The 26,157-nt window shown below is 39.2% G+C and carries 40 protein-coding genes; all 40 read right to left on the bottom strand.

Annotation, left to right across the window (positions count from 1 at the left end; genetic code table 11):
* Positions 1-35: 35 nt before the first annotated feature.
* Positions 36-329 (bottom strand): preprotein translocase subunit YajC, encoded by a 294-nt coding sequence (gene yajC / locus P9X27_02600; GenBank protein MDP8253269.1) that lies wholly within the window; start codon positions 327-329, stop codon positions 36-38.
* A 1-nt stretch (position 330) separates the two neighbouring features.
* Entirely contained in the window at positions 331-1,401 is a 1,071-nt protein-coding gene (gene tgt / locus P9X27_02605) for a tRNA guanosine(34) transglycosylase Tgt (GenBank protein MDP8253270.1), read from the bottom strand.
* Positions 1,402-1,438: 37 nt separating this feature from the next.
* Positions 1,439-4,864, bottom strand: coding sequence for a DNA polymerase III subunit alpha (locus P9X27_02610; GenBank protein MDP8253271.1), 3,426 nt, complete (start codon positions 4,862-4,864; stop codon positions 1,439-1,441).
* 29 nt (positions 4,865-4,893) lie between these two features.
* Positions 4,894-6,426, bottom strand: coding sequence for a glutamine-hydrolyzing GMP synthase (gene guaA / locus P9X27_02615; GenBank protein MDP8253272.1), 1,533 nt, complete (start codon positions 6,424-6,426; stop codon positions 4,894-4,896).
* Positions 6,427-6,489: 63 nt separating this feature from the next.
* Complete coding sequence (locus P9X27_02620) at positions 6,490-7,650, bottom strand: GuaB3 family IMP dehydrogenase-related protein (protein MDP8253273.1); 1,161 nt, start codon at positions 7,648-7,650, stop codon at positions 6,490-6,492.
* A gap of 56 nt (positions 7,651-7,706) precedes the next feature.
* On the bottom strand, positions 7,707-8,162 hold the full coding sequence (locus P9X27_02625; protein MDP8253274.1) for a hypothetical protein: 456 nt from the start codon (positions 8,160-8,162) through the stop codon (positions 7,707-7,709).
* A 40-nt stretch (positions 8,163-8,202) separates the two neighbouring features.
* The gene (locus P9X27_02630) at positions 8,203-8,526 is read right to left on the bottom strand and encodes a hypothetical protein (protein ID MDP8253275.1); all 324 of its coding nucleotides are present in this window, start codon (positions 8,524-8,526) and stop codon (positions 8,203-8,205) included.
* Position 8,527: 1 nt separating this feature from the next.
* Positions 8,528-9,784, bottom strand: a complete 1,257-nt coding sequence (locus P9X27_02635) for a 3-isopropylmalate dehydratase large subunit (GenBank protein MDP8253276.1) — start codon at positions 9,782-9,784, stop codon at positions 8,528-8,530.
* On the bottom strand, positions 9,777-10,931 hold the full coding sequence (locus P9X27_02640; GenBank protein MDP8253277.1) for a pyridoxal phosphate-dependent aminotransferase: 1,155 nt from the start codon (positions 10,929-10,931) through the stop codon (positions 9,777-9,779). The genes P9X27_02635 and P9X27_02640 overlap by 8 nt, the downstream gene beginning before the upstream one ends.
* Before the next feature lie 33 nt (positions 10,932-10,964).
* On the bottom strand, positions 10,965-11,594 hold the full coding sequence (gene rplQ, locus P9X27_02645; protein MDP8253278.1) for a 50S ribosomal protein L17: 630 nt from the start codon (positions 11,592-11,594) through the stop codon (positions 10,965-10,967).
* Between the two features lies 1 nt (position 11,595).
* On the bottom strand, positions 11,596-12,597 hold the full coding sequence (locus P9X27_02650; GenBank protein MDP8253279.1) for a DNA-directed RNA polymerase subunit alpha: 1,002 nt from the start codon (positions 12,595-12,597) through the stop codon (positions 11,596-11,598).
* Positions 12,598-12,609: 12 nt separating this feature from the next.
* The gene (rpsD, locus tag P9X27_02655; GenBank protein MDP8253280.1) at positions 12,610-13,236 is read right to left on the bottom strand and encodes a 30S ribosomal protein S4; all 627 of its coding nucleotides are present in this window, start codon (positions 13,234-13,236) and stop codon (positions 12,610-12,612) included.
* 12 nt (positions 13,237-13,248) lie between these two features.
* Complete coding sequence (gene rpsK / locus P9X27_02660; GenBank protein MDP8253281.1) at positions 13,249-13,644, bottom strand: 30S ribosomal protein S11; 396 nt, start codon at positions 13,642-13,644, stop codon at positions 13,249-13,251.
* A gap of 2 nt (positions 13,645-13,646) precedes the next feature.
* Positions 13,647-14,024 (bottom strand): 30S ribosomal protein S13, encoded by a 378-nt coding sequence (gene rpsM / locus P9X27_02665; GenBank protein MDP8253282.1) that lies wholly within the window; start codon positions 14,022-14,024, stop codon positions 13,647-13,649.
* A gap of 45 nt (positions 14,025-14,069) precedes the next feature.
* Positions 14,070-14,183 (bottom strand): 50S ribosomal protein L36, encoded by a 114-nt coding sequence (gene rpmJ / locus P9X27_02670; protein ID MDP8253283.1) that lies wholly within the window; start codon positions 14,181-14,183, stop codon positions 14,070-14,072.
* Positions 14,184-14,197: 14 nt separating this feature from the next.
* Complete coding sequence (gene infA, locus P9X27_02675) at positions 14,198-14,413, bottom strand: translation initiation factor IF-1 (protein MDP8253284.1); 216 nt, start codon at positions 14,411-14,413, stop codon at positions 14,198-14,200.
* Position 14,414: 1 nt separating this feature from the next.
* Entirely contained in the window at positions 14,415-15,167 is a 753-nt protein-coding gene (gene map / locus P9X27_02680; GenBank protein ID MDP8253285.1) for a type I methionyl aminopeptidase, read from the bottom strand.
* Positions 15,168-15,177: 10 nt separating this feature from the next.
* Positions 15,178-15,855: an adenylate kinase gene (locus P9X27_02685; protein MDP8253286.1), complete on the bottom strand. Its 678-nt coding sequence runs from the start codon at positions 15,853-15,855 to the stop codon at positions 15,178-15,180.
* On the bottom strand, positions 15,852-17,195 hold the full coding sequence (gene secY / locus P9X27_02690) for a preprotein translocase subunit SecY (GenBank protein ID MDP8253287.1): 1,344 nt from the start codon (positions 17,193-17,195) through the stop codon (positions 15,852-15,854). Before secY ends, P9X27_02685 begins: the two co-directional genes overlap by 4 nt.
* Before the next feature lie 3 nt (positions 17,196-17,198).
* Complete coding sequence (rplO, locus tag P9X27_02695) at positions 17,199-17,642, bottom strand: 50S ribosomal protein L15 (GenBank protein MDP8253288.1); 444 nt, start codon at positions 17,640-17,642, stop codon at positions 17,199-17,201.
* Complete coding sequence (gene rpsE, locus P9X27_02700; GenBank protein MDP8253289.1) at positions 17,629-18,159, bottom strand: 30S ribosomal protein S5; 531 nt, start codon at positions 18,157-18,159, stop codon at positions 17,629-17,631. Before rpsE ends, rplO begins: the two co-directional genes overlap by 14 nt.
* Before the next feature lie 9 nt (positions 18,160-18,168).
* The gene (gene rplR, locus P9X27_02705; GenBank protein ID MDP8253290.1) at positions 18,169-18,546 is read right to left on the bottom strand and encodes a 50S ribosomal protein L18; all 378 of its coding nucleotides are present in this window, start codon (positions 18,544-18,546) and stop codon (positions 18,169-18,171) included.
* 2 nt (positions 18,547-18,548) lie between these two features.
* On the bottom strand, positions 18,549-19,088 hold the full coding sequence (rplF, locus tag P9X27_02710; protein ID MDP8253291.1) for a 50S ribosomal protein L6: 540 nt from the start codon (positions 19,086-19,088) through the stop codon (positions 18,549-18,551).
* A gap of 10 nt (positions 19,089-19,098) precedes the next feature.
* Positions 19,099-19,497, bottom strand: coding sequence for a 30S ribosomal protein S8 (rpsH, locus tag P9X27_02715; GenBank protein MDP8253292.1), 399 nt, complete (start codon positions 19,495-19,497; stop codon positions 19,099-19,101).
* A 9-nt stretch (positions 19,498-19,506) separates the two neighbouring features.
* The gene (locus P9X27_02720; GenBank protein MDP8253293.1) at positions 19,507-19,692 is read right to left on the bottom strand and encodes a type Z 30S ribosomal protein S14; all 186 of its coding nucleotides are present in this window, start codon (positions 19,690-19,692) and stop codon (positions 19,507-19,509) included.
* 1 nt (position 19,693) lies between these two features.
* Complete coding sequence (gene rplE, locus P9X27_02725; GenBank protein MDP8253294.1) at positions 19,694-20,242, bottom strand: 50S ribosomal protein L5; 549 nt, start codon at positions 20,240-20,242, stop codon at positions 19,694-19,696.
* Positions 20,243-20,244: 2 nt separating this feature from the next.
* Positions 20,245-20,556 (bottom strand): 50S ribosomal protein L24, encoded by a 312-nt coding sequence (gene rplX, locus P9X27_02730; protein ID MDP8253295.1) that lies wholly within the window; start codon positions 20,554-20,556, stop codon positions 20,245-20,247.
* 10 nt (positions 20,557-20,566) lie between these two features.
* Positions 20,567-20,935, bottom strand: a complete 369-nt coding sequence (gene rplN / locus P9X27_02735; protein MDP8253296.1) for a 50S ribosomal protein L14 — start codon at positions 20,933-20,935, stop codon at positions 20,567-20,569.
* The gene (rpsQ, locus tag P9X27_02740) at positions 20,932-21,180 is read right to left on the bottom strand and encodes a 30S ribosomal protein S17 (protein MDP8253297.1); all 249 of its coding nucleotides are present in this window, start codon (positions 21,178-21,180) and stop codon (positions 20,932-20,934) included. The genes rplN and rpsQ overlap by 4 nt, the downstream gene beginning before the upstream one ends.
* Before the next feature lie 2 nt (positions 21,181-21,182).
* On the bottom strand, positions 21,183-21,389 hold the full coding sequence (rpmC, locus tag P9X27_02745; protein ID MDP8253298.1) for a 50S ribosomal protein L29: 207 nt from the start codon (positions 21,387-21,389) through the stop codon (positions 21,183-21,185).
* The gene (gene rplP / locus P9X27_02750; GenBank protein MDP8253299.1) at positions 21,386-21,802 is read right to left on the bottom strand and encodes a 50S ribosomal protein L16; all 417 of its coding nucleotides are present in this window, start codon (positions 21,800-21,802) and stop codon (positions 21,386-21,388) included. Before rplP ends, rpmC begins: the two co-directional genes overlap by 4 nt.
* 3 nt (positions 21,803-21,805) lie before the next feature.
* Positions 21,806-22,465: a 30S ribosomal protein S3 gene (gene rpsC, locus P9X27_02755; protein MDP8253300.1), complete on the bottom strand. Its 660-nt coding sequence runs from the start codon at positions 22,463-22,465 to the stop codon at positions 21,806-21,808.
* On the bottom strand, positions 22,466-22,852 hold the full coding sequence (gene rplV, locus P9X27_02760; protein MDP8253301.1) for a 50S ribosomal protein L22: 387 nt from the start codon (positions 22,850-22,852) through the stop codon (positions 22,466-22,468).
* A gap of 9 nt (positions 22,853-22,861) precedes the next feature.
* Complete coding sequence (rpsS, locus tag P9X27_02765) at positions 22,862-23,149, bottom strand: 30S ribosomal protein S19 (protein ID MDP8253302.1); 288 nt, start codon at positions 23,147-23,149, stop codon at positions 22,862-22,864.
* Between the two features lies 1 nt (position 23,150).
* On the bottom strand, positions 23,151-23,966 hold the full coding sequence (rplB, locus tag P9X27_02770; protein ID MDP8253303.1) for a 50S ribosomal protein L2: 816 nt from the start codon (positions 23,964-23,966) through the stop codon (positions 23,151-23,153).
* 7 nt (positions 23,967-23,973) lie between these two features.
* A complete protein-coding gene (rplW, locus tag P9X27_02775; protein ID MDP8253304.1) occupies positions 23,974-24,246 on the bottom strand; it encodes a 50S ribosomal protein L23 in 273 nt (90 codons plus the stop codon).
* Positions 24,243-24,887, bottom strand: coding sequence for a 50S ribosomal protein L4 (gene rplD / locus P9X27_02780; GenBank protein MDP8253305.1), 645 nt, complete (start codon positions 24,885-24,887; stop codon positions 24,243-24,245). The genes rplW and rplD overlap by 4 nt, the downstream gene beginning before the upstream one ends.
* Entirely contained in the window at positions 24,874-25,713 is an 840-nt protein-coding gene (gene rplC, locus P9X27_02785; GenBank protein ID MDP8253306.1) for a 50S ribosomal protein L3, read from the bottom strand. The genes rplD and rplC overlap by 14 nt, the downstream gene beginning before the upstream one ends.
* A gap of 1 nt (position 25,714) precedes the next feature.
* Entirely contained in the window at positions 25,715-26,029 is a 315-nt protein-coding gene (gene rpsJ, locus P9X27_02790) for a 30S ribosomal protein S10 (protein MDP8253307.1), read from the bottom strand.
* 2 nt (positions 26,030-26,031) lie between these two features.
* A partial coding sequence (locus P9X27_02795; GenBank protein ID MDP8253308.1) for an elongation factor Tu occupies positions 26,032-26,157 on the bottom strand: 126 nt, incomplete at its 5' end.

Genomic DNA, 26,157 nt, shown 5'->3' on the forward strand with positions numbered 1-26,157 from the left:
ATCATTAGAATAAATACTACATCAATCGGTTAATTTTATTCTGAGCTCTTCTTAACTCTTGCAACAGCACTTCTATCCAGGAGAATCTTTGTATTGTCATCTATCTTTAATAGGAATTCTCCCTTCTTGATATCTTGAATCACTCCATGTACTCCACCTATAGTAACAATTGAATCTCCCTTCTCAAGAGCATCCATCATCTTGTTATGCTCTTTCTGCTTCTTATGCTGAGGCCTAATAAGAAGAAAATAAAAGATAAAAAAGATGAGGATTAAAGGAAAGAGAGTAGCCATAGGGTTTGGTTGAGCTTGTACTTGTGCTAAAATCATACTATTCCTCCTTGTAGAATACAGACATTTTGCTAATTAATTCACCTAGGTTGCCTTCTCTTAAGGCAACCCTTATTTTTTCCATAAGTTTACTATAGAAATATATATTATGAAAGGATAAAAGTCTCAACCCCGATATCTCAGAACTATTTATAAGGTGTCTTATATAAGCAGTATTATAATTACGGCAGACAAAACAGTCACACTCAGAATCTAAGCTTAACATATCGTCTTTATACCTTGCATTCCGAACAACCTTCTTACCTCTCCAGGTAAAAGCAGTACCCGTCCTGCCATGACGTGTAGGTATAATACAATCAAACATATCAACTCCAGCCTCAACCCCTTTTAATATGTCATAGGGAGTTCCCATCCCCATAACATAGAGTGGTTTATCTCTATCCAGATTTAATGCCACGTAATTTATGATTTCATATGTCAAGCTTTTCGGTTCCCCAACGCTAACTCCGCCAACTGCATAACCATCAAAACCTATACCAAGAAGCTCCTCGATGGATCTCTTTCTTAGATCCTTATAGGTTGCACCTTGTATAATACCGAAAAGAAGAGGCCTGTTCTTATTTTCAAAATCGTAATATTTTAAAAAATGCTCCTTACTTCTCTTTGCCCAGAGCAATGTTCTATCAAGGGCTCTCTCTGCATCTATTTTTGATGCAGGATATGCTAGGGGCTGGTCTAAAGGCATGATTATATTGCTTTTTAATTTAAACTGAATATCTAGAACTGCTTCGGGAGTTAAAAAATGTCTAGAGCCGTCAATATGAGAGCTGAACTCAACGCCATCATCGCTAACTTTACGCAGGTCGGCCATACTAAAAACCTGATAACCACCGCTATCTGTTAATATCAAACCATCCCAGGAGATAAACTCACCCAAACCTCCTGCCTTTTCAATAATTTCAACACCCGGCCTTAAGTAAAGATGGTAGGCATTAGACAGAATAAGTCCATACCCCGCTTCTCTTAAATCTGAAGAGGTGAGAGTCTTAACACTGCCCTGGGTAGCTACAGGCATAAACAACGGCAGCTCTAAACCTAAAATCTTTTTCATATCTTAAACATCTAAGAAGCACTTAGAGGGTTTTGCTTTAACGAATAAAAATTTCCATCCCTAATTTATCTCTTACTTCTTTCAAAAGCTCTCTCTTTACATCTATTTTCTGCTGAGTTTCAAAGATCACATCTGCGTCCACATCTTTACATATCACTTTCAGAGGGACTTCACCTTTATACCTCTTTAAGATCTCCAATAACGGAACCATCTTAGAGTCTATGTCTTCGGATGCATCTATCTCTATAAAAGCAGATGAGAGAAATTTGTAAGGAGCCTCGTTTAATCCAAAAATTTCTGCCACAACTATTTGAGGCTCTTCCCCTCTAAGTATGAACATCCCTTTTACAAAAACTATATTGCCTTCTACAATAATATCAGCGTTCTTACTGTAAATCTCTGGAAAAGCAATGGCATTGATACTGCCTTCTAAATCTTCTATCTTCATTATAGCCATACATTGGTTCTCACCTTTTGTAATCTTTTTCTTTAAAAAAGAAATCAATCCTCCAATCATAACTTCAGAGCTTTCTCTAAAATTAAGCAGACCTTTGGTATCTGTCGTAGAATACCTGCTTATAATACCCTCATACTCCTGAAGAGGATGACCTGAAATATAAAAACCCAATAAACTTCTCTCAAATTTAAGCAGCTCTTCTTTAGGCCACTCTTCTATATCAGGTATATATTTTTCTAGATCTACATCAAAAGACCCCTTATCTGAATCAAAGAAAGAGAGCTGCCCTTTAAGAGCATCTTTTTGAAAAAATTGGGCTGTTTCGAGCGCTCTATCTAAAACACTTAGAAGCGCTGATCGTTTATAGCCCATAGAATCGAAAGCTCCAACTCTTATAAGACTCTCAATAACTTTCTTGTTTACAGCGCGAGAATCGACTCTCTTACAAAAATCAAAGATAGATTTAAACCTGCCTTTATCTTTTCTAGAACCTATTATTGACTCTACTGCATGAATACCTACGTTCTTAATCGCATAAAGCCCGAAACGTATCACATCCTCTTTAATAAGAGTAAAACGCATAAAGCTCTCATTGACATCCGGGCCTAAAATTGTAAGCCCCTTTTTCTGCGCATAATCTAAATAACCTTTTAGTTTATCCGTATTGTGCATCTCACTACATAGCAATGCAGTAACAAACTCCGGGAAATAATGAGCCTTAAGATAAGCAGTGCGATAAGATATTATTGCATATGCAGTGGAATGGCTCTTGTTAAAACCATAGCCGGCAAACTTCTGTATCAAATCAAATATCTTCTCTGCATTTCTCTCCTTGACATTATTAACCTGAGCACCTTTAATAAATTTATCCCGCTGCTCATTCATTATCTCAGGTAACTTCTTACCCATAGCACGCCTTAAGAGATCTGCTTCGGCCATTGTAAAACCAGCCAAATCAGACGCAATCTGCATAGCCTGCTCCTGATATAGTATTATCCCATAAGTCTCTGACAATATAGGCTTTAACAAAATATGTTCATAATTTATATGGGCATTACTGCTCTTCCTTTTGATAAAATCATCTACCATACCTGAACCCAGTGGTCCAGGTCTATAGAGAGCAAGTATGGCTATTAGGTCCTCAAATTTATCCGGTTTTAATCTCTTAAGTAAAGAGCACATCCCGGAACTCTCAAGCTGAAAGATACCGCTACCGTCCCCCTCTGAAAGAAGCTCATAGGTATTGCTATCGTCTGTTGTAATATTTTCTACATTAATATCCTCCCCTCTGGTTCTCTTGATTATTTTCTGACACTCATCTATCATTGTAAGAGTTCTAAGGCCAAGGAAATCTATCTTCATAAGGCCTACCTTATCGATGGAAGACATATCATAACCGGTTATAATTTCACCGTCAGGGACTTTATATAAAGGAATAAGTTCAACTAATGGCGCGCCGCTTATGACTACTCCAGCAGCATGGACAGAGACATGTCTTGCAAGGCCTTCTAAGACTTTAGCTGTACTAATCAAATCTTTCAACTTAGCATTGGTCATCATGTTAGCCAAAGCAGGTTCAACCTTTACTGCCTTTTCAATATTCATATCCGGCTCTTGAGGAATCAGCTTTGCAATCTTATCCGCTTCCTGATAAGGAATATTAAGGGCTCTAGCAACGTCTCTTATGGCGGCTCTGGCCTGCAAGGTTCCAAATGTTATAATCTGAGCAACATTATTTTCGCCATATTTATTAACAACATAGTCAATTACCTGCTGTCTTTTCTCGTAACAGAAATCTATGTCTATATCTGGCATAGAAGCCCTGCTGGGGTTGAGAAACCTTTCAAAGAGCAATCCGTATTTTAAAGGGTCTATTGTGGTGATATTTAAAAGATAACTTACAATACTTCCTGCTGCAGAACCTCTACCTGGACCTACGGGTATATCATGCTCCCTTGCAAAATTTATAAAATCTCTAACTATTAGAAAATAGCTTGTAAAACCAAGGCTGTTTATTGCATTGAGCTCGTGCTCTAATCGTTTCTTGACTTCATCGGTTGTGTTCGGGTATTTTTCAGATAAACTCTCCTGGCAAATTAAGCTTAGGTACTCCCTTTGATTGTATCCTTGGGGGACCTCAAAATTAGGCAGCCTAACCTTGTTGAATTCAAACTCAACATTACATTTATCGGCTATCACAATAGTATTTGATATAGCTTCAGGTATCTCCGAAAATAACTCTTTCATCTCCTGGGGAGATTTAAGATAAAATTGGTCTGTACTCATTCTAAATCTGTTAGGATTATCCATAGTAGTCTGGGTCTGGACAGCCAGAAGAACCTCATGAGCATAAGCATGCTCTTTTCTTAAATAGTGCACATCGTTAGTTGCAACATAGGGCGTACTGGTCTCCTTAGCAAGCTTCAGCGCACCCTTAATCAAATCTCTCTGCTCAGGCAAAAATTGATCCTGCATCTCTATATAAAAAGAGTCTTTATCGAATAGATCCTTATAGAAAGAGATATCATCTTTTGCTTTTTGAATATTACCACCTAGAAGCGCCTGATTTATCTCTGATTTCAAACATCCGCTTAAACAGATTAAACCTTTTGAGTATTGAGCCAGAGCCTCTCTATCTATTCTAGGTTTATAGTAAAAACCTTCTAAATAACCTAGGCTTACAAGTTTTACCAAATTCCTGTAACCATCTTCGTCTTTTGCTAAAAGGGTAATATGATGAAGTCCCCTGCTCTTAATTCCGCCGGATTTATCAAATCTAGAACCAGGAGTTAAATAGAGCTCTGACCCCATTAGAGGCTTTATTCCTCCCGCCATTGCTTGAGAATAAAAATTTATGGCTCCGAATAGATTACCATGGTCGGTTATTGCAACCGCAGGCATTCTATGCTGATTACAGACCTCTATTAACTCCTTAATTTTACATGCACCATCCAGCAGGCTATACTGAGAATGTAAATGCAGGTGTACAAAGTCTGAATGAACCATATATTATCTACCAATCACAGGTTAAAATATTATTCCCACTCTATAGTAGCAGGAGGCTTAGAGCTTACATCGTAAACCACTCTATTAATACCTTTGACCTCATTAATAATTCTGTTTGATATTAATCCAATGGTGTTATAGGGCAGTTTAGCCCAGTCTGCAGTCATACCATCAACACTCTTGACCGCTCTAATAGCAAGTGTATTTTCATAGCTGCGGCCATCACCCATAACTCCAACACTCTTAACAGGTAGAAGCACCCCAAATACCTGCCAGACCTTGCTATATAAACCCTGAGCCTTTATCTCTTCAATTATAATAGTATCGGCAGCCCTTAAGATCTTTAATCTTTTTTTTGTAATTTCCCCTATAATTCTAACCCCGAGCCCAGGACCAGGGAAAGGATGTCTATATACTATCTCATCAGGCAGCTTGAGCAGTTTGCCTATCTTTCTTACTTCATCCTTAAAGAGGAATCTAAAAGGCTCTATTAACTTTAACTTCATCTTAGCAGGAAGCCCGCCTACATTATGATGACTCTTTATCTTAGCAGAAGGGCCTCCAAAAGCAGAGAGAGACTCTACTACATCTGGATAGAGGGTACCTTGGGCAAGATATTTAATACCTCCTATCTTTTTAGCCGTAGAATCAAAAACTTTTATGAACTCATTGCCGATTATCTTCCTTTTCTTCTCAGGGTCAACTATACCTTTAAGAGCACTTAAAAACTGCCTTGTCGCATCAACATAGTGGAGATTTATATTAAAATCATTCTTAAAGACTTGATTTATTTTGTCTGCCTCTCCAGCTCTGAGCAATCCATTGTTTACAAAAACAGGATGCAGCTTATCGCCTATTGCCTCACTGAGAAGCATTGCAGCAACAGAAGAGTCAACCCCTCCAGAGAGACCTAAGACAACTCTCGCCTCACCAACTTTAGATCTAATATCACATGTTGATTGCTTGATAAAAGAAGAGAGCTTCCACTCCCGCTTACAATTACAGATATCTAAAAAATTACCAATAATTTTTTTACCATATTGAGTATGGACAACCTCTGGGTGAAACTGAATAGCATATAACCCCTCCTTAGACTCCATAGCAGCAATGCTGCAGTTGTCAGTATGAGCAGTCTTTTTAAAGCCGCAGGGTAACCTGCTAACCTCATCCCCATGACTCATCCAGCAGATAAAATCTTTTTTGATTGATTTAAAAATCTTACTTTTACCATCACCAGAGTATATCCTAACCTTACCGTACTCACGCCTTTTTGAATTCAAGACTCGCCCGCCTAAAGACTTGGTCATAACCTGCATACCGTAACAGATGCCAAGCACCGAGATCCCAAGCTTAAAAATACCTTCATCTGGAAGAGGGAATTTTTTTAACTCAACACTGCTTGGACCTCCGGAAAGGATTAAACCAGAGGGGGCTATCTTAGCTATTTCATGAGCTTTAATGTTAAAAGAAACTATCTCAGAGAAGACATTTAATTCTCTTATCTTTCTTGCTATAAGCTGAGTATATTGAGAACCGAAATCAAGTATTAATATCTTATCCATAATAACTATTAGACAGTAAAATTAAGAGCAAGAAAAACCCGCAACCTATCGATTTAAACCAATCTATTTACCCATTCCAACTCTTTGCGCACGCTGGAAAAGCTTTCCCTCTGTCTGTATTGAAGGGGCTATAATAATCTCAACTTTCTGCATTTGAGATATATCTTTTGCACCTAAAGAACCCATAGCGGTCTGAAGAGCCCCAATAAGATTCTGAGAACCATCATCAACTTTGGCAGGACCAAGCAGTATCTCCTCTAGAGTTCCTGTACTCCCTACATATATCCTGGTACCACGCGGTAGATTGTAGTGGGGAGTTGCCATACCCCAATGGTAACCTCTACCAGGAGCCTCTTTTGCGCGCGCTAGTGATGAACCTATCATTACAGAGTCAGCTCCGGAGGCAAAAGCCTTACAGATATCTCCCCCTGTACGCATACCTCCATCTGTGATTACAGGCACATACCGCTCTGTCTTTTTAAAATAATCATCTCTTGCTTTTACAGCATCACAAGTTGCTGTCACCTGAGGCACGCCAATACCTAAGACCCCTCTTGTTGTACAGGCTGCACCAGGCCCTATACCTACAAGAATAGCAGCAGCACCAGCCTGCATTAAATCCATTGCAACATCATAGGTTACACAGTTTCCCACTATAACCGGTATACTCATATAACCACAGAACTTCTTATAATCTAAAACAGAATATTCGCTAGAGACATGCTCTAGAGATGCAACTGTTGATTGGACAACAAATATATCGCAACCTGCATCCTGAGCAATCTTTCCAAATCTCTCAGCTCGCTGAGGAATAGCAGATACAACACAATCACAGCCTGAATCTTTAATCTCTTTTATTCTCCTGGAGATAAGCTCTTCCTTGATAGGCTCCTTGTATATTTTTTGCAGCAACTTAGTCGCCTCATCAGGGTCTTCACATGCTATCTTCTTCAATACCTCATCAGGATTTTCATACCTTGTTTGAACTCCTTCTAGATTTAAAACAGCTAACCCGCCTAGCTCTCCCATTTTGATGGAAAATTTTACATCTACAACCCCATCCATAGCAGCAGCTATGATAGGTATTTTGTATTTTTCACCGGCAAGAGACCATTCAACATCAACCTCGCTGGGATTGATAGTCGCACATCCAGGAACAAGAGCAATCTCATCAAAACCATATGCCCTTCTTGCCTCTCTGTTGCCTCCGATTATAACTCCCATGATCTCCCCCTTTAATTTAAGATTATTTTACAAAAAGAAATTTGCAACAACTATAATCACCAGGAAGAAGTATCGCCTGCCTCATCCGACAGAGTCACACTCACAGGTAATACGAATCGTGCATATCTATCTTCTCCTCCCTGATCATAGCTGCCATATATCCAGCCAGCTAAACTGGGGCCTCTCTGAGAAATAAAATCAAACTCTTTTTTGACAATCAATATCTCTGAAGACCCTTTAACAGAAGAGAGAAACTCTTTTGGTATCTTCTCTAAATATTCCGGGGTCAATTTAGAGAGAGAAGAGGGCCACTCTTCTTTATCTTTATAATAACTTAACAAGGCCACCCTTATTGATTCTAGATTAGTCTGGGTGGTTAAATCACGTATTCGGTATATATTCTTCTGGAATTTCGGAGTAATAAAATAGATAAATATAAGTACCCCGGTAATTATTAGCAGCAGTTTTACTAAAACCCAACCTTCTCTATCCATGATTTTTAAATCATACAATTAAAACATCTAAACTGCAAGCAGTTTTTAGCGATAAATATTACTGGGATATAAACCCCCAAACTTTGTCAACAACAACCATAGAACCTCCGCCTGGAGACTTAAACCATGTTGTAGCTGCAAGCAGAGAGAACCTTATATTATAACGCCAAACTTCCGATGCACCATGGCAAGAACAATAATGTTTGGACACTCTGACCGGACTTCCCAAAACAGCCTTTACCTGCTCTGTATCCATACCTAACCCTACGCTCTGATACTGTTCTAAATCTATGCTACGGTAGAAGAAGCGGTAGGAAAAAACTGTAAGCATAAGCACTATTAAAGCAATCAAAATGTACCCTTGTTTTCTTTTATTATCCATATTATATATCCAGATACCTTCGAGGGTCGGCTATCTTTCCTTCTAAAACAGAGGCTGCAACCGTAGCGGGAGAACCTAGGTATATAAAGCTGTTTGGATTACCCATCCTACCTTTAAAATTTCTATTTGCAGTTGATATCACAACCTCTTTATCAGCAGGCACTCCCCCATGAGTCCCTACGCAAGGCCCACATCCAGGAGGAAGTATCAATGCACCTGAAGAGAGAAGTATATCTATTAAGCCCTCATCTTGAGCCTGACTTAAGACACTCTTAGATGCCGGAGCAACTATTAATCTGGACTTAACTCTCTTACCTTTAAGAATCCTAGCTGCCAGCTCTAAATCTTCCAATCTCCCATTGGTGCAGGTACCGATAAACCCCTGATCTATTTTAGTCCCAATGAGATTGTCAATATCGACAACACTGTCCACTTGGTGAGGCTCAGCTACCTGAGGAGAGAGAGTAGATATATCAAACTCTTTGACCCACTCATATTCAGCTCCAGGATCAGCCATAACAGGGTTAAATTCCATGCTGCCGGTCTTATCCCCAAGCCATTTAGACGTCTTGTCATCAAGCTGCATTAGCCCTGCTTTTGCACCCAACTCAACAGTCATATTGGTTATTGTACAGCGGGCTGCCATACTTAAATTAGATATAGCATCACCATCAAATTCAATTGCTTTATAAGTGCATGAACTTGCACCAAGAACACCTATAATATGAAGTATTATATCTTTTGAAAAAACACCCTGAGGAAGATTGCCATTCAGTACGATTTTTACACTATGAGGAACTTTAAACCAATTCTTCCCCGTTGCAACAACTATCGCAATATCAGTTGATCCCATTCCGGTTGAGAAGCAGTTTAAAGCACCATAGGTACAGGTATGAGAATCGGCACCAGTTATAAGATTTGAAGGCAACACATGGCCATGTTCCATAATAACCTGATGACAGACTCCTTCTCCCTCTGCATATATTATTGCTCCGGTTAGAGAAGCAAAATCTTTCATCTTTTTGTGGATATTTGAAACACCTAGGCTGGGTGAAGGGACACTATGGTCAATAACAAGAGCATACTTCTTGGGATCCTTCAAAGTTTTAACACCAAGAGCATTTAATGCATCTATCACAAGCGAGCTTGTTCCATCTTGTGAAAGTGCAAAATCAACGCTGGCCCTTACAATATCTCCTGCTCTTGCTTCTGATTCAGATTTAAGACTAAAGATCTTCTCAGATATAGTCTTAGCCATCTAAAAAACTCCCTACTCTATCTACCCCCTCTTTGATCTCTTCTATGGATGCTGCATAACTCAAGCGGACATAATCATCGGCTCCAAAAGGCTCACCCGGTATAACACCGACCAACTTCTTATCCAGAAGATCTTGAGCGAAAGAAAAAGAACCGTTTTGAAACTTTGATATATCCATAAACAAGTAAAACGCACCTTCAGGCTTTATGAAAGATATCCCATAATTATCTAACATCTGCATCATAACATCTCTTCTCTCTCTAAACTCTTTCTTTATAAAAGAGAGCCAGCTGTCATCCATTCTTAAAGCCGCAATAGCAGCTCTTTGACTTATACTCGATGCATTTGACGTCATCTGAGATTGCATCTTTGTTACTTCAGAGACCAGCTCTATATTTGCACCTATCCAGCCGATCCGCCAACCTGTCATAGCATGAGACTTAGAGACACCGTTTATTGTTATAGTATTATTAAAAATATCTTCCGACAAAGACCCGATAGAGATATGTTTATCCTCATATACTAGATGTTCGTAAATCTCATCGCTTATTATCAATATATTTTTCTCTAAGGCTATTTTTCCAAGATGCTCTAGCTCATCTTCTCTCCAAACCATACCGGTTGGGTTGGTAGGACTATTCAATATAATACATTTTGTCTTTTTAGTAATAGCTGCTTTTAGTTTATCGAAGTCAGGCCTAAAACCACTCTCCTTGCTAGAGCTCACAATAACAGGAACTCCAGATGAGAGCTTCACCATCTCAGTATAACTCAACCAGTAAGGAGCCATAATGATCACTTCATCGCCTACATCTATGAGGGCCATCAAAACATTCATCAGAGAATGCTTTGCGCCATTGGAGACCACTATTTGGTCCGGATTATACTTAAGGTTGTTCTGAGCCCTAAACTTCTTTGAAATCTCTTCTCTCAATTCAGGCATTCCTGCAACCGGAGTATATTTTGTAAAACCGCCATCAATGGAATCTTTGGCGTAGGATTTTATCTCGTCTGGAGTATCAAAATTGGGCTCACCTGCGGCAAAATTTATTACAGGCTCACCCTCTCTCTTAAGCCTCTTGATGACAGAAGTTATCTTTAAAGTTTGAGAGGCTGATATACTTTTTACTCTCTTTGAAAAATCCATATTGTCTCTCCTAGAGCACTTAAAAGAGATGTTCTATTTTTCCTTTTTGGCTTTTAAAAACCCTTTTAACCCCTGAAAAAATCCTTTCTCTTTATCATCTTGCTTAACCTCTTTATCTTTGGAACCTTCGTCTATCTGTTTTTTTTCTTTTTTCTTATCGTCTTTTTCTGTCTTCGGCTTCTTGATCGCCTTCTCTTCCTCTACTTCTACCTCACCAACATCGCTAGACAGATCTTCTTCTATTCTCTTGGCTTTCTTTTCTTTTCTTAAACGGCGTGCTTTCTTTTTATCTTCAATTACTTCTTCTTTTATCTTTGTCAACTCCAGAATAGCCATTAAGGCATTGTCACCGCGCCTATTGTCGGCTTTTAGAACACGGGTATAGCCTCCCTGCACATCTTTAAATCGAGGAGCAATGTCGTCAAAGAGCTTTTTAACTAAGCTCCTATCTTGCAATAACTTATAAACCTCTCTGCGGGAATGTATATCACCTCTCTTGCCTAAAGTTATAAGCTTATCTATATGACGAGATGCTGCCTTAGCACGCTTATATGTCGTCTTTATACTCTCATTTATGATTAAAGATATCGCAAGGCTTTTGATTAAAGCTCTCCTTTGATCAGCAGGCTTAGATAGCAGAATAATTTTTTTGCGATGTCTCATTTTATGCTGCCTCCCCCTGCAATTTCATTTTTACATCCTGAGGTAATTCCATTCCAAAAGATATATTCATCTCTTTTAGGATATCATGCAGTTCATTTAAAGATTTTTTACCAAAGTTGCGATGTTGAAGCAACTGCTGCTCTGTTAACTGAACAAGATCTCCTATCGTATGGATATTGGCATCTTTAAGACAATTAGCGCTTCTAACCGAGAGTTCCAACTCAGTTATAGGCATCTTAATCTTATTTAAAAGATCATGGTCAAGCGCATCTACGACCTCTTCATCTTCCTCTTCGGCAACATCTCCCATCTGTGTAAAAACATCCAGATGCCTCTGCAAAATATATGCCCCATAAACTAAAGCTTCTTTAGGCTCAACACTCCCATCTGTTGTTATCTCTATTATCAGTCTTTCATAATTGGTTACAGCTCCAACTCGTGTATTCTCCATTCTAAAATTCACTCCAGTAACAGGAGAGAAAAGAGAATCAATTGCAATGACACCTATAGAGTCATCCTCTCTTTTATTTCTATCTGCCGGAACCCAGCCACGGCCACGTCCTACCTCCATCTCAATGTCAACGTCTACATTGTCAGTTACTGTTAAGATATGATGCTGAGGGTTAATAATCTCTACGGTCTCATCTGTTGTGATATCACCAGATTTATAATCTCCTTTTTTAGAAAGCTTCAAAATAACTTTCTTAGGCGCACGGGAATGAGACTTTAAAACCAGACCTTTAAGGTTTAACACTATTTGCGACACATCCTCAAGAACTCCTTTTATAGCAGAAAACTCATGGTCCACTCCTTTTATCTTCAAGGATGTAATCGAACTGCCTTCAATGGAAGAGAGCAATATTCTCCTCAATGAGTTGCCTACCGTCACAGCATAGCCTCTTTCAAATGGCTCAGCAACAAATTTTCCATAAGTAGGAGAATAGCTGTCTTCATCCCACTCTATCTTAACGGGCATCGCAAATTCTTTCATTCTTATTCCCATATCTAACCCTCCTTATCTAGAATAAAATTCAACAATAAACTGCTCTTCTATTGGAACTACTATATCTTCTCTAACAGGAAGACTCTCGACTCTAACTTCTAGTTTCCCCTTGGAAACCTCCAACCATGAAGGGATAAGCCTATCCTCGGCCATCTCTTCGTTGGCCTTTATAATCTTCCTAGAAGCTTCTCTTTTTTTAACTGTTATCACGTCATCTATAGAGACAGTGCAAGAAGGAATATTTACTCGCCTTCCATTAAGATATATATGTCCATGATTAACCAGCTCTCTGGCTTGTGATCTACTTAAAGCAAAGTTTGATCTAAAGACAACATTATCAAGGCGTCTCTCAAGGAGCTGAAGCATAATTGAGCCTGTCACCCCTTTGGTTTTAGCTGCAACTTGATAATACTTCTTCATTCTCCTCTCACTAATACCGTAGATATTCTTAACTTTTTGCTTCTCTTTTAAACGAATACCATAATCTGAATGTCTTATACGTCTCTTTCCGTGCTGCCCCGGCGGATAAGGCCTCTTATCTACTGCGCATTTATCTGTATTACACCGCCTACCCTTTAAGAAAAGCTTCATCCCAGCTCTTCTGCACAGCCTACACACTCCTGTCCTTAATTGACTCATTTATACTCCTCCTTAAACTCTTCTTCTTTTTGGCGGCCGACACCCATTGTGTGGTATCGGAGTTATATCTTTAATCACTCTTATATTAAGACCTGCTGCCTGAAGAGACCTGACGGCAGTCTCTCTACCTGCTCCAGGACCATTGAGATAGACCGTAATCTCTTTAACGCCATACTCCAAAGCACGTTTTGCAGCCTGTTTGGATGCAATCTGCGCAGCAAAAGGAGTAGATTTTCTAGTTCCTTTAAAACCAGCAACACCGCCTGTTGCCCAAGAAAGCACATTACCCTCTTTGTCTGTTATAGTAACGATTGTATTATTAAAAGTAGCCTGAATATGAGCAATTCCATATTCTACTCTTCTTGTAATCTTCTTTTTTTTAACTTTCTTCTTTGGCTGTTGAGCCATAGCTAAGCCTCCTTTTTCTTCCTCTTAATCTTAATCGCACTAGGCCCCTTCCTTGTTCTGGCATTTGTCTTTGTTCTCTGGCCTCTTACAGGTAAGCCTAATTTATGTCTTCTACCACGATAAGAGCCTATCTCTATCAGGTGTCTTATGTCCTGCTGAACCTCGCGCCTGAGCTCTCCTTCTACCGTATAGGTCTTCTGTATAAAATCAGCTAGATGAGAAACCTCATCATCGGTAAGCTGGTCTGTCTTCTTGTTTTTGTCCATACCGCAATCTTTAAGTATCTCCCGAGCTCTTGTGGTACCAATTCCAAAAATATAAGTTAAAGCAATCTCTATTCTTTTATTTTTAGGAAGTTCAACACCAACTATTCTTGCCATACTATCCTCCTACTAAATGCTTTTATCATTTTTTATTTTAAACTATTATCCTTGTTTCTGCTTATGCTTTGGATTGGTACAGATAATCCTTAACACACCTTTTCTTTTTATGATTTTACACTTATCACAAATTTTACGCACTGACGACTTTACTTTCATAAAAAACCACCTTATTACTTCCTGTAGGTTATCCTTCCCCTAGTAAGATCGTATGGAGACAACTCCAACGATACCTTGTCACCAGGTAATATCTTAATATAATGCATCCGCATCTTACCTGATACATGCGCTAAAATCCTATGCCCACCTTCAATCTCTACCTTAAAAGTTGCATTTGGTAAGGTCTCCACTATTTTACCTTCTACTTGAATAGGTTCTTCTTTAGCCATATTAAAACTCCGTTAATACCTGGGGTTTGCTTCCCCAAATAAGAATAGTATGCTCAAAATGCGCTGAGAGACTGCCATCTTCAGTTACAGCAGTCCAGCCATCCTCTAAAATATTAACCCTATAATCCCCATCATTAACCATGGGTTCTAATGCAAGTATCATACCGTTTTCAAGGTAAGGCCCTGTACCAGGAGAACCGAAGTTAGGAATCTCAGGCTCTTCATGCAGCTCTCTCCCTATACCATGCCCAACAAACTTTCTCACAATAGAATAACCTCTATCTTCAACATAGCGTTGTATAGCTGAAGATATATCCCCTAAAGTATTCCCGCTTACAGCAGATGATATCCCGACACAGAGAGCCTCTTTTGTTGTTCTGATCAACATTTCCGCTTCAGTGCTTATCTCGCCAACTGCAAAAGTAACTGCCATATCACCATAAAAACCTTTATATATAACCCCAAGATCTAAGCTTAGGATATCTCCCTCAGTAAGAACGCAATCTAAGCCCGGCACCCCATGCACAACCTCGCTATTGATAGAAGTACAGATACTCTTTGGATAACCCATGTAGCCTTTAAATGCAGGCTTACAATGTGACTCGATGATCAATCTTTCGGCCGCACTGTTTAAAGAATCAGTGGTTATGCCCGGCTCAATCTTCCGGCTCAATCTCTTCATAATAGAAGCAGTCTTCTCGCAAGCCATCTTAACTCCTTCTATCTCTTCCTTGCTTTTTATTGGTATAGTCATAGTTAACATATCAGAGGACCTTGATATTAATATCTTTTAATTTTTTCTCAACATGATTGAAAACGTCTGCAGCACTCAGGTCTCCTGAGACCTTAAAGAGAATGCCTTGCTGATCATAAAAACTTACAATATCTTCAATCTGTTCTTTATATACTTCCAGCCGTCTTTTAATGGTGCTCTCCCTATCGTCCTCTCTCTGATAGAGCTCGCCACCGCATCTATCACATGCACCTTCTTCTTGGGCTGGAGAATATTTTATATGATAATTAGCTCCGCAATGTATGCAGACACGCCTTCCAGTTAAACGTTCAAGTATAACATCAACGCTGGCGTCTAAATAAAGGACTAGGTCTATCTCTTTCTCTATCTCTTTAAGGAGAATATCTAAGCCTTTAGTCTGTTCCATAGTTCGGGGAAAACCATCTAAAACAAAACCGCTGCTTGCATCTTCTCCCGACAATTTCATCCTTACCATCTTAAGTACAACCTCATCTGGAACCAGCTCTCCTTTTTTAACATACCCCTCAAGTTCATTTGCAATCTCGCTGCTGCCATCTTTAAGAATCTCTCTAAACATATCTCCTGTTGAGATATGGGGTATCTTATAATGACGTGCTATTAAGTCTGCCTGAGTACCTTTACCTGCACCCGGAGAACCCATTATAATCATATTGAGATGCCCTATCATCTTCTACCTCTGATACGCCCTTTTCTCATAAAACCTTCATACTGCCTCATAAGAAGCTGCGACTCAAGCTGCCTCTCTGTGTCTAATAATACACCTACGATAATAAGTATACCCGTACCTCCAAAGAAACTAGCCACTAAGAAAGGTATGTGCAGAATGGTGGATATAATCGAGGGTAATACTGCAATAATTGCAAGAAATACAGCTCCGGGCAAGATAATTCTAGTCATAATTTTATCTAAATATTCTGAAGTATTATTACCAGGCCTTACTCCAGGAATAAAACCGCCATGCTTTTTCATGTTCTCTGCAACATCTTTAGGATTAAAGACAAGGGCTGTATAAAAATAACTGAAGAATATAATAAAACCGCTATAAAGAACATAGTAAAGTATGCCTTGCTGGCTAAATAGTGAGACTATTTTAGCTACAGCCGGATTATTAATGAAACCTCCTATAGTAGCCGGGAACATCAATACAGACTGCGCAAAGATAATAGGGATAACTCCAGCCTGATTTATCCTCAAAGGAATAAAGGTGCTCTGCCCGCCATATACACGCCTGCCTATAACACGCCTTGCATATTGAACTGGTATTTTCCGCTGACCCTGAGTTATAAGAACCACTCCTACAACCACAAGAACAAGCATCGCAGCCATAATAACCAAAGTGAAAGGCTGAATCTGACCTCCAGTAGGAGAGAATGGATCCAGAAGAGAGTAAAGCTGTATCATAGCAGAAGGCAACCTCGATATTATACCAGCTGTTATTATAAGTGAAATACCATTGCCGATACCGAACTCTGTTATCTGTTCTCCTAGCCAAACTATAAACATAGTGCCTGTAACGAGAGTAAGAACAGCAGTAAACCTAAAGCTCCAACCAGGATTAAATACTATTTGATAACCCTGGAATGATTGAGGATTTTCCAGCCAGAGGCTTATAAAAAATGCCTGGAATAAAGTAATTATAACCGTTAAGTACCTTGTATATTGATTGATCTTTTGCCTGCCGTTATCCTGATGAGCAACTCTCTCTAAGGCCGGAATAACAGGAGTAAGAACCTGTAATATAATAGATGCAGAGATATAAGGCATGATACCTAAAGCAAAGATAGTCAACCTTTGTATGGCGCCACCACTAAACATATTTATCATTCCAAATAGAGTTCCCCCTGGTGTATCTGCAAGATTTTTAAAGAACTCAGATAAAGCCTGGCCATTAATACCTGGTGTAGGTATGTAAGAACCTATTCTATATACAGCGATAAGCGCTAAAGTTATTAGAATCTTACGCCGTAAATCCTTAATTTTAAAAGTGTTAGCTAATCCTCTAAACATTTTCTATTCTATTACCTTGGCTTCTCCGCCATTTGCCTCTATTTTCTCTATTGCTGTTGCGCTAAAAGCATGGACAGAGATTTTAAGTTTTTTCTTTAGCTGACCATTCCCTAAAACCTTAACCGGCTTGTTTGAATACCGTATCAATCCACTGCTCTTTAAAACATTAGGATCTATATCGGATAAACCTATCTTTTCTAAGTCGGAGAGATTGACGATCTGGAAAGAACGAGCAAATCTTTTATTGTTAAAACCTCTCTTAGGAATTCTTCTAATAAGAGGCATCTGTCCGCCTTCAAAATGAGCTCCTAGACCAGGACTCTTTCTAGAATTCTGTCCACTCATTCCTCTTGTAGAAGTCTTACCTCTTGTCGATCCGATTCCACGACCAACTCTCTTCCTATTCTTCTTAGCACCGCGAGGTGCTCTTAAATCATTCAGCTGCATCTTTCACCTCTTGAACTTCAACTTTATCTTCTTCCACTACTTTATTTTTCACTATATCTAAACCATCTCTACTGGTTCTTAGCTGCTCTAAACCATCTATCATCGCTTTTGATAGATTTATAGCATTAGGAGAGCCTAGAGACTTTGTAAGAATATCTTTTATACCCACCATCTCACATATCGCACGCACAACACCGCCGGCAATAACTCCAGTACCGGCTGAAGCAGGCTTTAAGATGATTTTAGAAGCACCGAATCTACCAAGCACCTCATGGGGAATTGTAGAATCAGAGAGCTTTATTGTAACCATATCTCTCTGCGCAGACTTTATGCCTTTCTTAATTGCATCAGCAACCTCATGGGCTTTACCAAGACTAATACCAACCCTGCCTTCTCCATTGCCAACGGCTACAAGAGCGTTAAAGGATATGGTCTTACCTCCTTTATTCGTCTTAGTAACACGATTAATTGCTATTACTTTTTCCAATAATGCAAATCCCTGATTTTCAGGCACTATATACCTCCTTTAAAATTCCAACCCTACTTCTCTTGCCGCATCGGCTAGAGTCTTAACTTTTCCGTGATATTTATATCCGCTACGATCAAAAACAACTTTCTTTACCCCAGCCTCCTTGGCCTTCTCTGCAATACGAGTACCAACTATCTTTGCAGCCTCTAGAGAGCCTTTAGACTTAACCTTGTCTTTTAACTCTGACTCCAAAGAAGAGAAAGAGACTAAAGTTTGACCTTTGATATCATCAATAATCTGTGCATAAATATAAGATAGACTGATATAGATAGATAGCCTGGGTCTGTCAGTAGTCCCGGAAACCTTTTTTCTTACTCTATTATGTCTCCTCTTATGTGCCGCTCTTTTCTTTTTAATAAATGTTTTTAATTCCATAATTATTTAATCCCTGCTTTACCTGCTTTCTTTCTAACATATTCACCTTTATATCTTATCCCTTTACCCTTGTAAGGCTCGGGCGGATAATAAGCTCTTATTTCAGCAGCTACTTCTCCAACAAACTGCTTATCAATACCTTTAACAATAATTACTGTAGGTTTGGGTGTCTCCATAGAGATACCATCAGGTATTGAGTATTCCACAGGATGAGACTTACCGATCTGTAAACTCAACTTTTTATCTTGGAGCTGAGCCTTGTAACCTACGCCTATAATCTCCAATTCTTTTTGAAAACCTTCAGTCACTCCTGTAACCATATTATTAACCAAAGCTCTAGTTAAACCATGTAGAGCACGGAACTTTTTTTCCTCACTAACCCTTTTTACAACAATTTGATTCTCACTAACCTCAACAGTTATACCTTCTGGAATAGGAGACTCCAGCTTCCCTTTAGAGCCTTCAACGTACGTAATACCGTTCTCTATTTTTATCTTTACCTTAGCATTAATATTAATGGGTTTTTTTCCTATACGTGACATCTTTTACACCTCAATATACTTGGCAGATCACTTCGCCACCCAGATTATTCTTCCTGGCATCTTGATCGCTGAAGACACCGCCTGAAGTAGTTAATATAGCCGAACCTATTCCGTTTAAGACTTTTGGAATATTATCTTTGTCCACATATATCCTGCAGCCCGGTTTAGATATTCTCTTTATATCTCTGAGGGCAGGCTTATTTCTAGCGAAATATTTAAGGTAGACCCGAATAACACCCTGAACATCATCCTCTATCACTTTAAACTCTTTAACAAACCCTTCTGCTTTTAAAATCTCAACAATTTTAAGGAGTAACTTAGAAAATTTTATATCAACACTCTCTTTGCTTACTCTATAGCCATTTTTAATTTTAACAAAAGCATCCGCTAAAGGATCAGATATACTCATTTAAACCTCCTACCAGCTGGCCTTTGTAACGCCGGGCAACTCACCTCTAAGCGCCATCTCTCTAAAGCAGATTCTACAGAGACCAAATTTTCTTATATAACCGTGTCGTCTACCGCAGATCTGACACCTATTGTACTCTCTAACTTTAAATTTTTGTTTCTTCTGTTGCTTTAAGACTTGAGACTTCTTTGCCATACTATTTCCTCCTAAACGGAAAATTAAACGCCTCTAACAGCGCATGTACCTCATCGCGGCTTTTGGCAGTTGTAACAAAACTTATATCCATCCCCTGAACCCTCTTTACTTTATCCAGATTAATCTCAGGGAATATAGTCTGATCTTTAAGCCCTAGAGTATAATTACCTCCAGCATCAAAACCCTTATTGCTGGGAATGCCCTGAAAATCTCTGACACGGGGCAAAGCTACATTTATCAATCTATCCAGAAATTCATACATTTTATCTCTGCGTAAAGTAACCTTACACCCTACAGGATTTCCCTGCCTAATCTTGAAATTAGCAATCGACTTCTTGGCTCTACGTACCACCGGCTTCTGGCCGGTTATCATAGAGAGCTCTTCCGTTGCTTTTTCTAAAACCTCAAGATTTTGCGAGCCTTCACCTACGCCCATATTAACAACTATCTTTTTAAGAACAGGAACTTGATGAGTATTGCAATATCCAAACTTATCTGTAAGTTCTGCTGCGATCTTATCTTTGTATATCTTATAAAGTCTTGCTTGCATAATTAGATAGCCTCTCTACACTTTCTACATATTCTTATCTTCGTACCATCTTCCAAAACCTTGAACCCAACCTTAACACCCTTACCACACTTACTGCAAACAGGCAGAATGTTAGCTAAAACGAGCGGACTCTCTAGCTCAATAATGCCGCCAGGGGTATCCTGAGATCTCTGCTTCATATGACGCTTTGTTACATTAACACCCTGAACGAGAGCTCTCCCTGCTTTAGGGTAGACCCTTAGAACCTTACCTTTCTTACCTTTATCTTTACCTGCAATAACCTCAACAGTATCGCCTTTTTTTAACCTCTCCATAACATACTCCTCACAATACCTCTGGTGCTAAAGATATTATCTTCATAAAATCCCTGTCTCGCAACTCCCTAGCCACAGGACCAAAGACACGAGTACCTCTGGGATTCTTCTGCTTATCTATTATAACAGCAGCATTACTGTCAAACCTTAGCGTTGAACCATCACTTCTTTTAATTGGAAAAGCGGTTCTAACAACTACAGCGTTGACTACCTCACCTTTCTTGACAGCCCCATCCGGGGTTGACTCTTTTACAGAAGCAACGATAGTATCACCTATTGAAGCAAACTTCTTATTAGAGCGCCCTATTACTTTTATGCAGGCTATCTTCTTAGCCCCTGAATTATCAGCAACAGTTAAAAGTGATCTCATCTGTATCATTTTATAACCTCAACCAATCTCCATCTCTTCTCTTTCGAAAGAGGTCTTGTCTCCATTATCTTAACCTTCTGACCTTTTTTAGCTTCGTTCTTTTCATCATGCACCTTAAATCGCTTATCTCTTTTAATCCTCTTTTCATAAAGAGGATGCTTTATAATTCTGTCTACTCTCACAATAATAGTCTTGTCCATCCCATCAGAGACAACCACTCCTGTTAATTCTTTTCTTCTAGCTCTATCTTCCATTATTAAACCTCGCTCTTCTTTTCCTTACTTCTTTCGCTAATCACCGTATGAATCTTAGCAATATCAGACCGGTAAATCCCAATCTCATGGGGCTTTTGCAGTTTTCCAATCTTAACATCGCTACGCAAATGCAGCAGCTTATTATATGAATCCTCAAGTTTACGATTCAGCTCTTCGTCAGTCATATTTCTTAAATCCTTAACTTTCATATCATCTCTCTCTTTACAAACTTACATTTTATAGGCAGCTTATCTGAGGCCAACTTAAAAGCTTGGCGAGCTAAATCTTCTGGAACACCTTCAAGCTCAAAAACAACTCTTCCTCTTTTAACAACAGCCACCCAGCTCTCAACCGTACCCTTACCTTTACCCATTCTGGTCTCAAGCGGTTTCTTTGTCACAGGTTTATCCGGAAACATCCTAATCCAGAGTTTACCACCGCGTCTAAGCCGCCTCATAATGGCAACACGTCCAGCCTCTATCTGTCTATTTGTAATCCAGTTATTTTCTAATGCCTGAAGTCCAAACTCTCCAAACGCTATCTTAGTAGCACCTTTAGATACCCCTTTACGTCTTCCACGCTGAGTTTTGCGATATTTTACTCTCTTAGGCATTAAAACCATGGCTTAAGACTCCCCTCTTACTGCTTCTTTTTCTAAAACAGCATCACCTCTATAGATCCACACTTTTACACCTATCAATCCCGCTTTAGTCTTTGATTCAGCAAAACCATAATCTATATCGGCTCTTAAAGTTTGAAGAGGCACTTTCCCACTCTTGTAGGACTCTGCTCTTGCAATCTCATTTCCGCCAAGCCTGCCAGCACAGTTTATCTTTATACCCTTAACACCGTTTTCATTAGCCATCTGCATAGCTCTCTTCATAGCTCTTCTATGCGAGACTCTCTTCTCCATCTGAAATGCAACGTTCTCAGCAACAAGCTGTGCATCGGCAGCAGGAAACTTGATCTCTTTTATGTCAATTACAATCTCCTTATTTTTGACAATACCCTGTAAAGCTTCTTGAATTTTGTCTATCTCAACTCCCCGTCGGCCTATGATAACTCCAGGACGCGAGGTATGTATTACTACTTTTACTTTTTCAGAATATCTTTCAATATCTATGCTGGAGATACCAGCATATCTCAAACTATTTTTAATATATTTACGTATCTTATAGTCTTCGCCTATAAAAACCTTAATATTCTCAGTCTGTGTAAACCATCTAGATTTCCACTGCTTTATATATCCAAGCCTATACCCAAAAGGGTGAACTTTATGACCCATCTATCTCTTTCCTCCTTTTGCTACTTTAGCTTTAGCCATCGTCGAACCTTTGCTCTTATAATCAAGTTCTATTGTAATATGAGAAGTCCTTCTCTTTATTGAAGAAGCCCTACCCATTGTCGCAGCTCTAAACCTACTTAAAGCAGGACCCTGATTTGCATACACACCTGATATGTAAAGACCCTCTTTTTCAATAGAGTTATTGTTCTTAGCATTAGCTACTGCAGATTGAAGCAACTTAACTACAATCGGAGCCCCTTTCTTATTTACATTCAAAAGCAGGCCTTCAGCAGAGATAACGTCCTTACCTCTAATCAAATCTAAAACCAGCCTCACCTTTAAAGGCGAAATTTTCACAAACCGTGCATGTGCTTTTGTAACTGCCATAATAATACCTTATTTTTTAGTTATCTTTGCTTTTGATTTAATACCACTATGTCCTCTAAAAGTTCTAGTCAGAGCAAACTCTCCCAGTTTATGACCAACCATCTTCTCTGTAACGTGAAGCGGAATAAAGCTTCTACCGTTATGTATCTCAAAAGTAAAGCCTACGAACTCGGGTATCACAGTTGAACGGCGAGACCAAGTCTTAATCGGTTTCTTTTCACCGCTTTTGGACACCTTCTCTACCTTTCTCATTAAATGTTCATCCACAAATGGACCCTTTTTCAATGACCTAGGCATACTATTTTCTCCTTTTTACAATAAATTTATTAGACTGCTTATTCTTATCACGTGTCCTAAGACCCTTAGACGGCCATCCCCACGGAGAGCACGACGGCCTACCACCGGATGTATCACCACCCATAGGATGGTCTACCGGGTTCATCGCTACACCCCTAACCTTAGGTCTCTTTCCAAGCCATCTATTTCTTCCTGCTTTACCAATTGATATGTTCATATGATCAGAATTTGCTACCTGACCTATAGTCGCATAGCATTTAATGCCTATCCGCCTAACTTCACCTGAAGGCATCTTTATATGTGCAAAATCACCCTCTTTTGCCATAACTTGTGCCCAGCATCCGGCAGAGCGTACAATCTGAGCTCCCTTGCCTTCGGCTAGCTCTAAATTATGAATAGATATCCCACTAGGGATATTCTTAATAGGCATAGAGTTGCCGGGTTTTATTTCAGCGCTCTCAGAAGAGATAACAGTATCGCCTACTTTTAAACCCAAAGGCCAGAGAATATATCTTCTCTCCTTATCTGTATATTCTAATAACGCAATTCTAGCGCTTCTATTAGGATCATACTCAATCGCTATTACCGTTGCCTCCATATCTCGCTTATCTCTTTTAAAATCAATTCTTCTATAACGCCTCTTAACTCCGCCGCCACGTCTACGTACCGTGATATGGCCATGATTATTCCTACCAGCTTTCTCGCTTAAAGGCTCGAGAAGAGATTTCTCAGGACTCTTCTTTGTTATCTCCTTAAAATCAGAGTAACTCTGAAACCTCAATGATGGAGTTAATGGTCTTCTCTTTTTAATAGCCATAATTATCTCATTCTATCGTATAGCCCTTAACCAGGGTTACTATTGCTTTTTTGCCGCTGGAAGTCTTGCCGGGTTCAGTCCATTTCAATCTTCTTGGTTTCGGAACTATCCTAACCGTAGCAACAGACTCAACCTTTACTTTGTAGATCTTCTCAACAGCCTTCTTAATATCTATTTTATTAGCTCTCTTATCAACCTCTATAGTGTATTTGTTGTACTGAGCGAGCATAGAACCCTTCTCTGTTGTCAGCAATCTCTTTATCACTTTAAACTCATTCATTTTTTCTTTATCCTCTCACCAACTACACTTAAAGCCTCTTTAGATAGAACTATTTTTTTACAATTTAAAACATCGTAAGCATTTAAGTTGATAGATTTTTTCACAAAGACACCCTCTATGTTCCTAGAAGATAAGTACAGATTATCTGATACATTTTCCGATACGAAAAGAGTCTTGAGCTTATCTAATTTTAAATCTTTAACTATCTTTACAAAACTGCTGGTTTTAGGTTCATCCATCTGGAAATCTTCTATTAAAATCAACTCTTGATCTAGCAGTTTAGCGTTGAGTGAGGACTTCAAAGCTTCTATCTTCATTTTCTTAGGAATCCTCACAGAGTAATCTCTCATCCTAGGACCAAATACAGTTCCACCGCCCCTCCAGATGGGAGATCTATTACTACCGACTCTGGCACGTCCGGTACCTTTCTGCTTCCAAGGCTTACGGCCGCCGCCGCTTACTTCTCCTTTGGTTTTAGTCGAAGCTGTACCCTGTCTTTTATTTGCAAGGTAAGATGTTATAACCTGATGTAAGAGTTCTTTATTTACGCTGCCATCAAAAACATCCTTATCCAACTCAAAATCGGCAACCTTATCTCCGGAGATATTAAGAATATCTATTGTGTAATCAATCTTCTTCATTATCTTTTTTTAAATCCTCGGGTTCTGACTTTATTACCTCTATTCTATCTGCTTCTTCCTTCTTATTATTATCTATAGCATCTTCTTCTTTCTCTACTTTTTCTTCAGTAGATACTTTGACATCCTCAACGACCTCTTCTTTAGCTTCTTCTTGTTCTTCAGGTTTAAAGAGCTCGGCGTTTTTCTTCTTGGCGCTTTTTAATATAACCATAGAGTTCCTGGCCCCGGGTATACCACCTTTAAGCAGAATAAGATTATTCTCAAAATCTAAATCTATGATCTCAATATTTTGGACCGTTACCTTATCATCACCCATATGGCCTGCCATATGCAATCCTCTAAAAACACGAGATGGATCTGAGCTCTGCCCTATAGAACCAATGGCTCTATGCGATCTGCTGCCGTGGGATTTAGGACCAATACTCCACCCCCAGCGCTTCACACCACCCTGAAAACCCTTACCCTTAGAGCGTGATGTGACATCTAAAAATTCACCTTGTTTGAAAATGTTGATCTTTAACTCCTCTCCTACCTTATAATGATCTAACGCAGAACTATCCTCTATCCTTATCTCGCGCATCTCCTTTAAAGGCTCTATCTTCAACTTATTAAACTCACCCAAACGAGGCTTGGTCAATGTTCTCTTTTTCGGCTTAACTTTCCCATAGCCTAGCTTTATAGCATCATAACCATCGGTATCTTTTTTCTTTATAGCCATGACATAGCAAGGACCTGCAGAGACAACTGTAACAGGTATAACCCTATTCTCTTTAAAAATCTGCGTCATTCCTATTTTTTTACCTAATAAACCTTTTATCGCAGTCATATTACTTTATCTCCACATGTACTCCTGCAGGAAGATTTAATTTCCTTAAGGCATCAATAGTTTTAGCTGTCGGCTCCAACATCTCAATCAATCTCTTATGTGTGCAGAGCTGAAACTGCTCTCTAGATCTCTTGAAGACATGAGGAGACCTTATAACAGTAAATATCTCTTTGCGAGTAGGCAATGGTATCGGACCTGAAATCTTCGCACCTGTTCGCTTTGCAGTATTGACTATCTGCTCTGCAGACTGATCTATCAATTTGTAGTCGTAAGACTTCAACTTTATTCTTATTTTCATTTTGCTTTCTTTAGCCATATCTATTCTATGATCTCAGAAACAACCCCAGCACCTACCGTTCTACCGCCTTCACGGATAGCAAAACGTAATTCTTTCTCAAGTGCTACGGGTTTGATTAACTCTATTACAAATTCAACATTATCACC

It is taken from the genome of Candidatus Kaelpia aquatica (assembly GCA_030765335.1).
Taxonomy (GTDB): Bacteria; Omnitrophota; Gorgyraeia; order Kaelpiales; family Kaelpiaceae; genus Kaelpia; species Kaelpia aquatica.